Here is a 13,501-nt window from a genome sequence, read left to right as displayed (position 1 = left end):
TTGTTATAAAAGAAAAAGTCCAATATATGCACAAAAAACATGTACATCACTGGACTGTTCGCGTATAAAAATATTCAATTTTAAGCATACATTAGTTCAAATATGCACGTTTTAAAGCTTTCTTATCAACCTTATAAGTATAAACATCAGGCATTGTCATCTGTTTGAACTGTTCATAAGCAAATGCCCCATCCGTCAATGAATGAAAGAGCACAGCGAGTGACGTACCATGACCACTGATCACAATTGTCTCACCTGTCTCTTGTGACAAAATGTCTTGAAAACTCGGTACGATGTGTTGCTGTACATGTTTCAACGACTCCCCACCATGTAATCGATAATCAAAATTCATCCATTGTTTGGCAGCATATGTATAAAAATCATCCACCCATTCACCGATGACGCGTTCTCTCAAACCTTCTACTATTTGAATATCTAAGTTAGCAACACTTGCAAGCGGTACTACAGTTTCAATCGTACGCGCATACGGACTCGAGTAAATGGCATCGATGCACTTCCCTTCAAACCAATCCACAAGTCTTTCCGCTTCTCGTCTCCCTATTTCTGATAGTGGCGCCGTATCTGACTTCACCGTATGATCCCTCGTCGCATGTCTTACAAAATAAACTGTTTTTACCATATTGATGTCCCTTTTCATAAATACTTTTGCCTCTACTTCCATGTTATATAATGTATTATATTTTTCACTTAAGAAAGGTTGCCTCAAATATTCTTTGCTGATAAGAAAGTTTAAATCGTTAACATCAAACTTCCTATTTGAGAAAATGTGGCAACTCAATATTAAATATGTGTAGAGTTAATAAATAATTAATATTTCCGTAAATCATGTATCAATTTTCAAAAACGAAATTTATGATAATAGTAAAAACTATAGTTCATTAATTGACCATTAAGCAAAATTTTGCTATCCGCATATATTGATAATACCGTAGTTGATTTAGACCTTCAAAACCTCGCTTTCCTTTAACGAACGTGTTTTCATCAAATTGTATAAAATGTGTCTATTTTACATATATTTTGTTTACTATTCTTTTAATAAATAGTTAATTTTAAATTTCAGACAAATATATTATTATGAAATTGCATCAAAAGTACATAATAGAAAGAAAGTGGTTCATATGGTAAAAAACAAATTATTAGCCGCAACACTATCTATAAGCTTAGTTCTTCCACTGATTACCCCTTACAGTGAAGGAGCCACAGCCGCAAGCAATATAGAAGAGATCGGCGAAGGAGCACAAATCATTAAAAGAACAGAGGATGTGAGTAGTAAAAAATGGGGTGTGACTCAAAACATTCAATTCGACTTTGTTAAAGACCCCAAATATAACAAAGATGCATTAATTATTAAAATGCAAGGGTTTATCAATTCGAGAACGAGTTTCACTGATGTAAAAGGAAAAGGATATGAAGCTACGAAAAGATTGCTTTGGCCTTTTCAATATAATATCGCTTTAAAAACAAGTGATCCGAACGTCTCATTAATTAATTATCTTCCAAAGAATAAAATTGAGACCATAGATGTAAGTCAAACACTAGGTTATACGATTGGCGGTAATTTCCAAAGTGCACCATCAATTAATGGTAAAGGCGCATTTAACTATGCAAAAAAAATTAGCTATAATCAACAAAATTATATTAGTGAAGTCGTTCAACAAAATTCAAAAAATATTAAATGGGAAGTTAAAGCAAATGCATTTAATTCTGAAGATGGACAATTATCTGCATACGACAGTCACTTGTTTGTAAGAAGTCCAATTGGTCCTAATGCGAGAGACTTTTTTGTATCAGACGATAACTTACCACCATTAATTCATAGTGGTTTTAATCCATCGTTTATCGCAACTGTCTCTCATGAAAAAGATAAAGGCGACACAAGTGAATTCGAAATTGCTTATGGTCGAAACCTAGACATTACTTACGCAACTTTCTTCACACGAACTGGCATATTCGCTGAAAGACGTCATAATGCATTGGTGAATAGAAACCTTGTCATTAAATATGAAGTGAATTGGAAAACACACGAAATTAAAGTAAAGGGGCATAATTAAAATGAAAATGGACAAATTGATAAAAGTCGTTACAGCAACATCTGTGGCATTTATGTTATTTTCTAATTCTGCTTATGCTGCTAATCAAATTACGCCTGTATCTAAGGAAAAAGTAGACGACAAAATCACTTTGTATAAGACAACTGCGACTTCAGATTCTGATAAATTAAATATTTCTCAACTTTTAACTTTTAATTTTATTGAAGATAAAAACTATGATAAGGATACTCTCGTCCTAAAAGCTGCAGGTAATATTAACTCAGGCTATCAAGCTCCTAACCCCAACGATTATAACTTTTCAAATTTTTATTGGGGCGCTAAATATACAATCTTAATCAATACAGATGCAAAAGGTGTCAATGTTGTTGACTATGCACCTAAAAATCAAAATGAGGAGTTTCAAGTTCAAAATACACTAGGCTACTCTTTTGGAGGAGATATTGGTATCTCGAAAGGCTTAGCAGGTGGGTTAAATGGAAATGAGTCATTTTCAGAAACAATTAATTATAAACAAGAAAGTTATAGAACAACTATCAATAAACACACTGATAACAAAACAATTGGTTGGGATGTTGAAGCAAATAAAATAATGAACAGCGGTTGGGGCCCATATGGTCGAGATAGCTACCATGAAATTTACGGCAATGAATTATTTTTAGGTGGCAGACAAAGTAAATTAAACGCGGGTCAAAACTTCTTACCAACATATCAAATGCCAATTTTAGCAAGAGGTAATTTTAATCCTGAATTTTTAAGTGTATTGTCACATAAACCTAGTGATGCTAAAAAATCAAAAATCACAATCATTTATCAAAGAGAATTAGATAATTATACAGATTACTGGAATGGCTTTCATTGGACAGGTCAGAACTATAAAAATCAAAGAAATGCTATATTCACTTCGATTTATGAAGTTGACTGGAAAGCACATACAGTCAATCTGATCGACACAAAAACGCATGAGAAAAATCCTGCATAACGTGCATTAGATTTATCAATAATCTATACTTTTTAGAAATAAATCTTTCTTCCATAGCTTATTTTTAATGAGTTAAAACATCAAATCATTATTGAAAGTAACGCATTGGAATATACCCCCAAAATGAGACTATTACTCACTTTATGGGGTATATTTTATTTTCCTATTTCTTATTCTTCTAATGTACTCATTAAAAAATCACTTATGACGCTACCATCATCTAAAACTTCAAAGCATGGTGATGAGAATAAGTGATTTTCTGCTGAGACTAGAACTTATTTTCTATGTAGGCGACCATTTTTAATCTCCCAAACTTGTGTGGCTACTTTGTCGACAAAGGCTTGGTCATGTGTTGTAAAGATGACTGTGCCCTTGTAGCTGATTAAAAGGTTTTCAAGCGCTTCTATCGTGAAAATATCCAAGAAATTAGTAGGTTCATCTAAAATTAATACATTGGAAGGTTCTAATAACAATCTGGCAATACTAAGTTTAGTCGCTTCTCCTCCACTTCATTCATTAATCTTCTTCGTATTCATTTCTAGTTGGCTAAATCCAAGGTTTAAAAAGACCGATTTAATAAAATTGTAGGTACCTTAAAACGCAAATTAGGACATATTCCAGTTTTTATTTCTCTTGCAGATTTCAAATCACGTGAAAAACACCCCTTTTAGCATGCGTATCAAAAATATTGTGCAATTTTTTTATTGATTTTCATTTGCTTTCGCTTCTTAAAAATATGAACGAATGTGCTCATTTTTGAATTTCTTTCGTTTGTATTTGTTCGTGCATTTTAAATGTTATTACAAATTAAATTTTAAAATATACTTGAACGCGAAAAATGTATTATATATACTTATCAACAAAATTATGTCTATAAAAGGTGATTCTATGAGAGTAACGAAAAGAGGCAACACATACCAATACGACTTTTACTACAAAGGAAAAAGATATAGAAAAGGCGGTTATATATCAAAAAAATTAGCAATGACTGCAATGAGCCTTAAACAAACTGAATTAGTTGAGGGGTTTGATGTTGGCCAGAAAATATCTTTTGTACAGTATTACAAGCATTTGAATCTGCCATCGATCAGGGGCTTATTAAAGTCAATCCTACAAAAAACGCAAAACCACTAGGATTTAAAGCATCTCAGGTTGTGGATGAAAAATTCATGACTTTAGAAGAATTAAAATTATTGTTAAAACATGTGAAAGGAAAAAAGCATCTCTCCTATTTATGTATTTTTATCCTCATTATCACAGGATCACGCTTTAGACCCGTGCGTGAATTACGATATGAACATCTTGATTTAGAAAATAGTACAATCTTTCTTGATGATAGAAAGAATAAGTACTCTCAACGTAAAATCAAAGTTCCGCTTGATGACTTGAAGTACATCTCCGAAATACTTGAAGAGCATCCCAAAAATCAAAATGGTTACATATTCCATAACAAAGTCAATTTTATATCTTATAAGGCAGTTAATGATGTACTAAAAAATTTCTGCATCAAAAATAAGTTACAGCATTATACGCTTAAATCATTAAGACATACACATTGTAGCTACTTGCTGGCACAAGGGATGACGATTCAATATATATCTAAAAGAGTTGGTCATGCGGATATACATACAACACTCACTATTTATTCACATCTATTAAAAGAATATGAAGATGCTGAAGATGAATCACTTATACAACACCTTCAAGGACTATCTGATAGTTAAATAAAATTGCTTTAAAATGCATATTATGATAAATTATATTTGTATTCATATAAGTCATACCCAGTCTTTTTTTCCTCTACAATGCTAATTATGTATTGTAGAGTCTTTTTTATTTCAGTTTATGAAAAATCACGCTGAGATTATCATTCTCGTGCATTGAGATATCAATTTACGGACCAGTTGTACATTTTAATGCACCATATTACTTATTGCAGGAAGCTATTTTTCGGTGTTCAATCTAATGTATTAGACAAAATGATGCTCATATGTTAATTTATAAATAGAAAAGGCAACACACTGCGTGCATTGCCTTGATGAGACCGTTAAAAAGACGGTAGCTATAGTTTGACATTAAAAAATAACCATCTAACCGGCCAAAGTTAGTGATGGTTATTTTTTTTGGTTTTTATTGTTGATTAATACTAAGCCAATGATTGTTAATACAACCATCAGCATTTCAAAATCAGACATGCTAATCCTTTCGAGGAGTAACAACTATAACCATAGGCATCACCCCTTTATCAAGAGATTAGCCACCATCTATCTAACTTTTTCACCTCTTTATTTTATAGTGGTCTCAATAATTTGTCTACAAAATTATATTTAATACCCTTTTCAACAATTGATACTGGGTTGGTTTCTAATTCATGGTTGCTGGCATAATTACCAACAGATCCAGCTGGTTATCAAAAAGCACTTAATACAGAATATCCAATGGATTAAGTGCTTTTTTAGGTATGTGTTATTTTTGTATGTTGTAAAACTCTTTGACTAGCTGGATTCTATCTTTTTGACCTTGATTATTCATATAATATTGATCTTACTTTTGTCGCTAATAAACAGGGCATTATCAAAAATCTTAGGCCTTACAAATCTAAATCAACATCATTATTTTTTTGATTCTCTATATCATAATTCAAAAAGACTTTGACATACTTTTCAGGTTCATTTTTAATAGTTAACGCAGACAAAGTAAAGTGATTGTTATTTTTCTCAACTTCTAAATAAGGATTATCAATATCATTAAAATTTATTTTAGCTGGGTAGTCTGTTAAACTTTTAAACTCGTATAGAGTTTCATAATCATCTAGCAAATCTAATTTTTCATTAGGCAGAGAAGATTGTAATTTATTATATCTATTTGATCTTCCATTAGTTATCAATTCATTAATAGCATTTTTAGTTTGTTGATTATCAATACTATCTTGAATATTTAATTCTTTGTGAAAGTATTGCATAGTTGAATATTTAACTAAAGGTATCTGACTTAAACTAGCTTTTGCTTTTATGTAATCTTTAGACATAGTATCGTATTTTTATTCAATAGCTAGTGCTTGCTGCTTTAAAAAATTATTAACATTTTGTGGTATTTTGGCTTTTGACCTGTTATTAAGATATTCATCATTACTAATTACTATAGATTTTGTTAAATCGATAGCCGAATTGAGTTTATCGGGCTGTTCGCCTCCTAAATTAACTTTATATTTATTAGGTACCTTTTGTGCATTTGTTCTAAAAGGTATACAAACTCTATTATTATTGCGTTTGAAAGAATAATAATATGGTCTTGAACCATTTTTATTGCTTGATATTTCCTTACCTCGTAATTTATTAAATAGGTTTTGATTTAAACGAACAACTTCCATTGTTATTCACTCCATAAATTTAATAAAAAAGAGGCGTAAAATACGCCTCCTTAAAACAATAATAGTTGTTTCTTTCGGTGCAGTATTAATTTTTATATCTGCGCCACAACGCCGATTCTAGTTCGTGCAGTATTAATTTTTATATCTGCGCCACAACGCCGATTCTTTTCTTGACTATATTATATCAATACCTGTCATGTTATGCAATGTTTAGGATTTCTTTTTAAACTCTCGTAAATATGATATATAGAATCTCTACTTACGTTCGTTTTTTAGCAATATTTAAAAAGCACTTAACCACTTTGTTTTTAGGAATGGTTAAGTGCTTAAAAATTTAAGTAATGTTTTGTATATTGCATTTACAGCATTGATAAATAAGCTTTGCGTGCTGGCGCAAGTTAACATCTGAAATCTGATGTGACTTGTGGATGCATCGAGAGCGCTTTGAAATGCATCAGTAAATCAATTATAAAACTTTACTCATCGTACTTGGTTATAAATAGAAAAGCACCTAATCATATTTTTGTATTAAGCGCTTTCTTAATCAATTTAACTGAAAACAATTAAGAATAAACTGGTTATCACAATAAAAAGCACTTAGTCCACTCATTTCCAGATGGATTAAGTGCTTTTCAAATATTTTGTAATTTATAAAAACGCTAAAATAACATTGATGACAGTTAATATTACCATTATGACTAGTACTTTTTTTGAATCACTTTTCATTGTATCCCTCCTGTGATAAAATGAAGAAAGAACACATAGGGGGGGGGAATCCCTATGTGTGAGAACAAGTTAATAAACTTATAGTTTCTAAAACTGTATGAGCTATGTTTAGATACAAAAGTATCAAATTAGCTTTTACAGTTTTTTCATCTCGTTCTCGCTTCTTTCGTTCAATCCTATTCACCGATAACACCCCCTCCCTTTAAAAACTTTTGAACAGCATAGGCATCACCCCCTTTCCTTAAATTTAATGATTTTTATTGTTTATTTACTGCTCGTTGCCAGTTCCATTCCATTTGTAATTCTCTAATCTCACAATCTAATAAACTTTCCATATCACCCTCAAGGTAATAATTTGTTAAGTAGTTTAAACAAGATTCATCTTCTTCACCTGTTTCATATGCAAATATAGCTTTTACCACTTCCTCGACTTCACTATTTTCTAGGATTTTTTTAATTTCTTGATAGTTCATATTGAGCCCCTCCAGTTTTTTTAATAATTATTGAGTTGGTTTGTAAATTGTATTTACAGCATTGACAAAAAGCGCTCATGAGAGCTTGAGCAAGTGCAATATCTGATATCTCCCCTTCAATGAGATCAGATTTTGTGCATTTACACTTGCAAAAGCGAAATGAGTGATTTAAAATGCGTCAGTAAATCAATGACAAACCATAACTCAATTAGTAATTCAACTGGTTATCATAATGAAAAACACTTAATCCCTACATTAATCGGAGGGATTAAGTGCAATAAAAAAAGCCTCACAATGTGAGACTTTTCAATTCTTCTATATTTAATTCATCATAATCAGCGTTGCATGCCACTTAATCATCAAAAATTTCTTTAATCATTATCGGTAACGGTAGTTCATATAGAGTTATTTCTCTAACATTTGTTTAATACCACGCTGAGATTATCATTCTCGTGCATCGAAAAATCACTTTACAATAAACTATATGTGTATCAATGCACCAGAATGTATATTGTAGAAAGCTGTTTTCGAATTGGTTCATCTAATGTATTAGACAAAATGATGCTCATATGTTAATTTATAAATAGAAAAGACAACACACATTAAGTGCATTGCCTCAGTGAGACCGTTAAAAAGACGGTGGCTGTAATTTAATGATTATAAAATAACCATCATACTCGTCAAAGTTAGTGATGGTTATTTTTTTTGGTTTTTATTGTTGATTAATACTAAGCCAATGATTGTTAATACAACCATCAGCATTTCAAAATCAGACATGCTAATCCTTTCGAGGAGTAACAACTATAACCATAGGCATCACCCCTTTATCAAGAGATTAGCCACCATCTATCTAACTTTCTCACCTCTTTATTTTATAGTGGTCTCAATAATTTGTCTACAAAATTATATTTAATTCCATCTTCAAATAATTAATATTGAGTTGGTTTTTAAATTATATTATCAAAACAACACACAATTTCACTACTCATTCATAAAGATTCTGTATACATACAATTTGGATAATTTGAACAACCAACAAACGAATTACCTAGTTTATTTTTTCGCATTTTCATTTTCCCTCCACATTTTGGGCAATGTCTATTATCAATATTTTTAGTAACGATTTGCTTTGGAGTTTGGTTCAGGTTGATTTGATTAATCCATTGTGCTAGTTGGTACCTATCTTTCAAATGCACATTACACGCTTTGGCTAATTTAACAGCACTTTTGGTAAAAAAGCTATTTGTTACTACCCAACACTCATACGCTTGATGATAATAACGTGAAGCAAATATTTCTTGGATAGCCGATATAGATACGTTCTTTTTATAATCATATCTTTTGGCCTGAACTACTCTTTTATGGTTATTTTTCTTTAAGATTAAATCTGCGCCATAATCATGAATGCCACTTGTAGTTATCGCTTTATAACCTATTTCTTTAAATAAAACTTTTAAATAAAGCTCAAAATCTAATCCACGCATTCTATCTATATCTTTCATATTAGATTTTTTCAATAGGTTTTGAAGTTTCTTTTCTTTATAGATTTTCATTCATAATCCTCATACACTCTTTCTTATGCTTATTGCTTGTGACTAAATGATACGAATCTTGTGAATAAATTTGCGTTTTTCACGCTCGTTATTAGCCAAATTGTGACCAAAAAATTTTAAAAACTAAGTTTAGTATAGTTGAATTTTGTTTTCTATTTATTTAATTTAGTAGCGTTAAACCCTTGATATGACTGCGTTTTGAGACTTAAAACAAAAAAACACCGAAAAAGTTGTTTAAACTTTTTCGGCTCATTACGGAGAGCAAGGGAAAACCTTTATATTGTGTTTAGCACTGAAACAGCGTGATTATCGCATTTTCAACGCTTTAACTTTGTGACTAAACTAGACAAAAATAGACTAAATTGACACGCGTTTGACACTTTCACCCCACCTATTGCAGGCGGGGTAATTTTATTCATTTTCTCGTTCGAGTTGTTTTTGGTAGTTGTAAAGTTTTTCAGCGTTCAATAAACCTAACCGATCTAATTTAGACTTCCCTAATCTTAATTGCTTAATAGTCGCTTCATTCACGCCTGTGTCTTTACTAATTTTGTATGCACTAATATTAGAATTAAGTAGTTTTATGATTTCATTTCTCATTCAAAACACCGCCTTTACTATACATATCAACAATACTGCAAATAGCAAACCTGCTATAAATTCGAATTTTTCTTTTCTGCTCGTTTTTCTAACACTATATTTTATCTTCATAGTTTGCAAATAAACGAAGAACATTATATACTAAATTTGAAAGGGAGGTTACCCTCCCGCTATTTAGTTTAGTTCAAAAGCTATCTCGATTACGATAACCGCCAAGTTAAGTTTTATCGAGAACTTAAAGCTTTTGAGCTTTTTTTGTTTCTTCATTTATTTTTCCCTCCTTTCTATTTGGTATACTTATATTATACGTTAGATTACTAACGTAGTCAACCCCTTTTTTACTAATTTTTTGATTTTTCTCATAAAAAATACCACACCGGTTAGGGTGTGGCGGGTAAATAGGTAACCGTCGCAACAGTTTCTTGCTTTCATTTATTAGATACAGCCAATTATTTTCAATTATTTATAAAAAAATATACTTAATTGAAGTTTAGCGGCAACTGTATTCCAATCAGACTTTCAAGTTCTTCCTTGTTTTGATAAGAGTAGTCAAGTATTACATATCGATAAGTTACAGAGGGTATAATTTCATTATAAACCCTGTATACACCTAAAATAATTTCTTCTGTGTCGACTTCATCATGTGTGCTACTAAGAGGTCTTTCAAAGTTTATATAAAGTGTGTCAGAATCTTTATTGTAATTTATTTTTATCGTTCTTTTTGCGATCATAAACTTTCCCCTCCTTTGACTTATCATCACTAGAATTAAGCTTGATAGTTCTGTTTGGGATATATAACATTTTTTTAGGTATTAAAAGCTAGTGAAATCAATGTTTTAACACATACAAACATATTGAGAATTATTTCTCTGCACCCAAAAACGAAATTTCAGAAAAGTGGGTGCAGAATTTAGGTTGACCGCCCTCCCCACCTATTGCAGGCGGGGTGGTTTTATTCATTCTCTTTCTCGAGTTGTTTTTGGTAGTTGTATAAACGTATTACAGTTTTAAACTTTGATTCTAATAATTTAGTTTTACCGTTTTTTATATCCTGAATTGTTTGGTATGGTAGCTTTGTTTCTTTAGAAATCTTATAGCTTGTTTGATTCTCAAGAAGTTGTTTAACTTTTGTCAATATTTCTTTTTCCATATTTTAAAATGAACCGAGTCGATAATTAATTACTTAACATATACACAATGCCAAAGAAGCATAACAAGATTATTACTATGTTAAAGAATATCGCAATAATATCTTTCTGTTTATTTGTCATTTTTATCACCTCATTATATAATGAAGTCGAGGGAGGGATTAACCCCCGACTATCATTTTGATTATTGTGATAAGGCTTATGAGGATAGCCATTACATTTCGCACAATTTCTGTAATGTCCTTATAACGCCTTATCTTTTTTTCTTTGAGAGCTTCCTCTCTCTCGACTCGGTTCATTTCTTCACCCCTTTCCTAATTTCTATATTCATTATATCACGAGAACCGTGACAACACAACCCCTTTTCACAAGCTTTTTCTGATTTTTCTCATAAAAAATACCACACCTGTTAGGGTGTGGTGGTAAATAGACAACCGTCGCAACAGTTGACCTTAAATACTGTTTAGAAATCGAATTATTGATTTAATAAACTTCCCATATCAGATTTTATATTATCTGCTAATACTTGTAGTTCTGGAAAATAATTATTAGCAAAACCAATTATTATTTTATTCTTTATAAATGTATTAAGTTCTCTACCTTCAGGAAGAGCAGTATCTATTAAATCTACAAGTTCACCGTGACTTATACTATCCAAGTTAACTTTATCTAGATATTTTAAAAATGACGAATATAATTTATCGAAAACGTCATGATCGAAATCGAAATCTAGCAATAATAAGCTAACAGAATTAGTTTCTAATTGATTATCTCCAATTTTATTTGCTAGTTCGCGTATAGCTTGATAAAGTAATCTAAAACTTTCTTTTTCTTTTAACATATAAACCTCCTAAATATATTAAAATAACCAAGATATGGCTTCCTTTAAAGTCACTCCTAAAGTATGGGTTTGTGACTCAGATAAACCAGCTGCACGACCCGCTCTAATAGCAGCATCCCTAACTGCATTAGCAGGGACTTCACTCCATTTCAACAAAGGCTTTAACTCTTTTACTAAAGGAGTGTATGCTTTATTAAAAGCATTAGCCGCTTTTTTTCCACCTACTTTTTCTACCACTGCAACCGCCTTGCTTTTATTGTTAATAATTAATTTAATAGCGGTCTTAACAATCTTTGTAGCCCCAATTCGATTTTGCGCTTCTGGGTTAATAGGCAAATCAGGATTTTTATTTATTTTAACTCCATCGACACTTACATATCTGGCTTCCGTACTATCATTGGCTGTTTTAAAAGTCTGACTGTTCACATTGCTTGCCTTAGCATCTGCTAATGGACTTATCTCCATTAATAAAACTGCACTCACTAACAATGATCCAAATGTTTTTCTTAGTTTCAAATTTAAAAACTCCTTAGTTTTAATTTTACTCCCAAGTTTTAATAACATCCCGATTCTAACCATAACATAGTTTAATCTTATTACAAGTAATTTATTGGCGTGGGCGCACTTGAAATAATAATTAAATAATTTAATGTTCCATGATTTATCACCGAAATATGTATAGCGTTAAGAAACTAAAACACTATTTACTTTCTTGACGCATAAAAAAACAGGGCAGCCGCAATGACTACCCTTAAATATAATATAGTATGAACTTTTTAACGTATTATTTAACCTCTAATTTTCCCCACAATGCTTTTTCTTTCAACAATTTTCCTTCTTTATCAGTAATTTTTCCAATCGGCATATAAAAATTATCCTTCTTATTAGCCCCATCCGCTTGATACTTAAAGCGAATCCACCACATCTTGTTTTTAACATCTTTAATCACTTGATCAAATACTACATATTCACCTGGATAAATCCATGAACCACTGTCCACTTCTTCCTTATCCATTCCAAATGCGCGACGTACGACAATCGCATCGTCGTTATCTTCATAAGCAGTGAAAATACCATGCCATGCCCACACCGTTTTAGGCGGTTTACCTTGCTTCGGCTGACTCACTGTTTTGGCTACTTTCGGCACTGGTGCATCTCCATTCATATACTTAACGACCAAATCATCAATAATATGCATGTCGTGCCTGCCATAACCCGCTGCTTCCAAAATATTGCCTGGATCTTGCTTATCGTACTGAATATCTTGATGGCCTGGCATTTCATTACGTGGGTTAATATCCCAAGAATTACACAACGCACCCATAATACGACACGCATTGTCTAATGACTTACGTGTTCTATTCCTATCAGAAAAGTAACAAGCTTCTAACCCAAAAGCGATATCATTCGCATCATCACCGTACCAATTATTGTCGATAGGCGTATCATACAATACATGCCATGCCTTTTCAGTCACTGGAATACAGATAATACACTCTTTATCGTCCACAAACACATGCGCTGATGCAGTATAAGCCCAATCGATATTATACGTATTTCGATAATAATCGACATTATTTTGAGCGGTGCTATCCCTATTTCCTGTATCATGAAACACCGCAAATTTAGGATTCCCACTTACGAGCCTTTGACCGCTTCGACGTGTCCCAATTGGCAAAAAATCCGTATATACGGGTACACCGTTCCATGTACCGATTTTTTCTTTAACCATTTTGTAA

General features: G+C 31.9%; 18 protein-coding genes. 4 read left to right on the top strand and 14 right to left on the bottom strand.

Translation table 11 applies throughout. The features are described 5' to 3' along the window. Positions 1–91: 91 nt before the first annotated feature. The gene (locus GZH82_RS05950; protein WP_162681696.1) at positions 92–640 is read right to left on the bottom strand and encodes a histidine phosphatase family protein; all 549 of its coding nucleotides are present in this window, start codon (positions 638–640) and stop codon (positions 92–94) included. Positions 641–1,139: 499 nt separating this feature from the next. On the opposite strand from GZH82_RS05950, the gene GZH82_RS05945 reads away from it, so the two are divergent. Continuing rightward, complete coding sequence (locus GZH82_RS05945) at positions 1,140–2,072, top strand: leukocidin/hemolysin toxin family protein (RefSeq protein WP_162681695.1); 933 nt, start codon at positions 1,140–1,142, stop codon at positions 2,070–2,072. A 1-nt stretch (position 2,073) separates the two neighbouring features. Next, a complete protein-coding gene (locus GZH82_RS05940) occupies positions 2,074–3,051 on the top strand; it encodes a leukocidin/hemolysin toxin family protein (protein ID WP_162681694.1) in 978 nt (325 codons plus the stop codon). A gap of 275 nt (positions 3,052–3,326) precedes the next feature. Here the strand turns inward: GZH82_RS05940 and GZH82_RS05935 are convergent, their stop codons facing one another. Continuing rightward, complete coding sequence (locus GZH82_RS05935) at positions 3,327–3,524, bottom strand: P-loop NTPase family protein (protein WP_203232858.1); 198 nt, start codon at positions 3,522–3,524, stop codon at positions 3,327–3,329. Positions 3,525–3,939: 415 nt separating this feature from the next. Here GZH82_RS05935 and GZH82_RS14265 point away from each other — a divergent pair, with 415 nt between their 5' ends. After that, positions 3,940–4,185 carry a hypothetical protein gene (locus GZH82_RS14265; protein ID WP_238989667.1) on the top strand — a complete coding sequence of 82 codons (246 nt, stop codon included), beginning with the start codon at positions 3,940–3,942 and terminating at the stop codon, positions 4,183–4,185. 35 nt (positions 4,186–4,220) lie between these two features. After that, positions 4,221–4,775 carry a site-specific integrase gene (locus tag GZH82_RS05930; RefSeq protein WP_238989666.1) on the top strand — a complete coding sequence of 185 codons (555 nt, stop codon included), beginning with the start codon at positions 4,221–4,223 and terminating at the stop codon, positions 4,773–4,775. A gap of 390 nt (positions 4,776–5,165) precedes the next feature. On the opposite strand, the gene GZH82_RS05925 is transcribed toward GZH82_RS05930, so the two are convergent. The 12 genes from GZH82_RS05925 to GZH82_RS05875 form a co-directional block, all read right to left on the bottom strand. After that, the gene (locus GZH82_RS05925; RefSeq protein ID WP_162681692.1) at positions 5,166–5,270 is read right to left on the bottom strand and encodes a hypothetical protein; all 105 of its coding nucleotides are present in this window, start codon (positions 5,268–5,270) and stop codon (positions 5,166–5,168) included. Positions 5,271–5,641: 371 nt separating this feature from the next. Continuing rightward, on the bottom strand, positions 5,642–6,079 hold the full coding sequence (locus GZH82_RS14260; RefSeq protein WP_238989665.1) for a hypothetical protein: 438 nt from the start codon (positions 6,077–6,079) through the stop codon (positions 5,642–5,644). Positions 6,080–6,091: 12 nt separating this feature from the next. Then, complete coding sequence (locus GZH82_RS14255) at positions 6,092–6,421, bottom strand: hypothetical protein (protein WP_238989664.1); 330 nt, start codon at positions 6,419–6,421, stop codon at positions 6,092–6,094. Between the two features lie 983 nt (positions 6,422–7,404). Continuing rightward, entirely contained in the window at positions 7,405–7,620 is a 216-nt protein-coding gene (locus tag GZH82_RS05915) for a hypothetical protein (RefSeq protein WP_162681693.1), read from the bottom strand. Positions 7,621–8,316: 696 nt separating this feature from the next. Beyond that, entirely contained in the window at positions 8,317–8,421 is a 105-nt protein-coding gene (locus GZH82_RS05910; RefSeq protein ID WP_162681692.1) for a hypothetical protein, read from the bottom strand. A gap of 188 nt (positions 8,422–8,609) precedes the next feature. Next, complete coding sequence (locus GZH82_RS05905; RefSeq protein ID WP_162683016.1) at positions 8,610–9,173, bottom strand: restriction endonuclease; 564 nt, start codon at positions 9,171–9,173, stop codon at positions 8,610–8,612. A gap of 411 nt (positions 9,174–9,584) precedes the next feature. After that, positions 9,585–9,773, bottom strand: a complete 189-nt coding sequence (locus GZH82_RS05900) for an XRE family transcriptional regulator (RefSeq protein WP_162680748.1) — start codon at positions 9,771–9,773, stop codon at positions 9,585–9,587. A gap of 479 nt (positions 9,774–10,252) precedes the next feature. Next, positions 10,253–10,504 (bottom strand): hypothetical protein, encoded by a 252-nt coding sequence (locus GZH82_RS05895; RefSeq protein WP_162681691.1) that lies wholly within the window; start codon positions 10,502–10,504, stop codon positions 10,253–10,255. A 221-nt stretch (positions 10,505–10,725) separates the two neighbouring features. Further along, complete coding sequence (locus GZH82_RS05890; RefSeq protein ID WP_162681690.1) at positions 10,726–10,923, bottom strand: hypothetical protein; 198 nt, start codon at positions 10,921–10,923, stop codon at positions 10,726–10,728. Between the two features lie 473 nt (positions 10,924–11,396). Then, a complete protein-coding gene (locus GZH82_RS05885) occupies positions 11,397–11,762 on the bottom strand; it encodes a hypothetical protein (protein WP_162681689.1) in 366 nt (121 codons plus the stop codon). Between the two features lie 18 nt (positions 11,763–11,780). Next, a complete protein-coding gene (locus tag GZH82_RS05880) occupies positions 11,781–12,326 on the bottom strand; it encodes a hypothetical protein (protein ID WP_238989663.1) in 546 nt (181 codons plus the stop codon). Positions 12,327–12,546: 220 nt separating this feature from the next. Then, positions 12,547–13,494 (bottom strand): peptidoglycan recognition protein family protein, encoded by a 948-nt coding sequence (locus GZH82_RS05875; RefSeq protein ID WP_162681688.1) that lies wholly within the window; start codon positions 13,492–13,494, stop codon positions 12,547–12,549. Positions 13,495–13,501 lie beyond the last annotated feature (7 nt).

Origin of the sequence: Staphylococcus sp. MI 10-1553 (assembly GCF_010365305.1) — a bacterium.
In the GTDB taxonomy this organism is placed as follows: domain Bacteria; phylum Bacillota; class Bacilli; order Staphylococcales; family Staphylococcaceae; genus Staphylococcus.
This window is presented reverse-complemented; position numbering and strand designations above follow the sequence as displayed.

Excerpts from the sequence above, each read along its gene's own strand:
- GZH82_RS05900 (WP_162680748.1), bottom strand. The coding sequence starts at position 9,773 with ATGAGAAATGAAATCATAAAACTACTTAATTCTAATATTAGTGCATAC.
- GZH82_RS05950 (WP_162681696.1), bottom strand. The coding sequence starts at position 640 with ATGGTAAAAACAGTTTATTTTGTAAGACATGCGACGAGGGATCATACG.
- GZH82_RS05895 (WP_162681691.1), bottom strand. The coding sequence starts at position 10,504 with ATGATCGCAAAAAGAACGATAAAAATAAATTACAATAAAGATTCTGAC.
- GZH82_RS05930 (WP_238989666.1), top strand. The coding sequence starts at position 4,221 with ATGACTTTAGAAGAATTAAAATTATTGTTAAAACATGTGAAAGGAAAA.
- GZH82_RS05940 (WP_162681694.1), top strand. The coding sequence starts at position 2,074 with ATGAAAATGGACAAATTGATAAAAGTCGTTACAGCAACATCTGTGGCA.
- GZH82_RS14260 (WP_238989665.1), bottom strand. The coding sequence starts at position 6,079 with ATGTCTAAAGATTACATAAAAGCAAAAGCTAGTTTAAGTCAGATACCT.
- GZH82_RS05885 (WP_162681689.1), bottom strand. The coding sequence starts at position 11,762 with ATGTTAAAAGAAAAAGAAAGTTTTAGATTACTTTATCAAGCTATACGC.
- GZH82_RS05905 (WP_162683016.1), bottom strand. The coding sequence starts at position 9,173 with ATGAAAATCTATAAAGAAAAGAAACTTCAAAACCTATTGAAAAAATCT.
- GZH82_RS05875 (WP_162681688.1), bottom strand. The coding sequence starts at position 13,494 with ATGGTTAAAGAAAAAATCGGTACATGGAACGGTGTACCCGTATATACG.
- GZH82_RS05880 (WP_238989663.1), bottom strand. The coding sequence starts at position 12,326 with ATGTTATTAAAACTTGGGAGTAAAATTAAAACTAAGGAGTTTTTAAAT.
- GZH82_RS05890 (WP_162681690.1), bottom strand. The coding sequence starts at position 10,923 with ATGGAAAAAGAAATATTGACAAAAGTTAAACAACTTCTTGAGAATCAA.
- GZH82_RS05945 (WP_162681695.1), top strand. The coding sequence starts at position 1,140 with ATGGTAAAAAACAAATTATTAGCCGCAACACTATCTATAAGCTTAGTT.
- GZH82_RS14265 (WP_238989667.1), top strand. The coding sequence starts at position 3,940 with ATGAGAGTAACGAAAAGAGGCAACACATACCAATACGACTTTTACTAC.
- GZH82_RS14255 (WP_238989664.1), bottom strand. The coding sequence starts at position 6,421 with ATGGAAGTTGTTCGTTTAAATCAAAACCTATTTAATAAATTACGAGGT.
- GZH82_RS05915 (WP_162681693.1), bottom strand. The coding sequence starts at position 7,620 with ATGAACTATCAAGAAATTAAAAAAATCCTAGAAAATAGTGAAGTCGAG.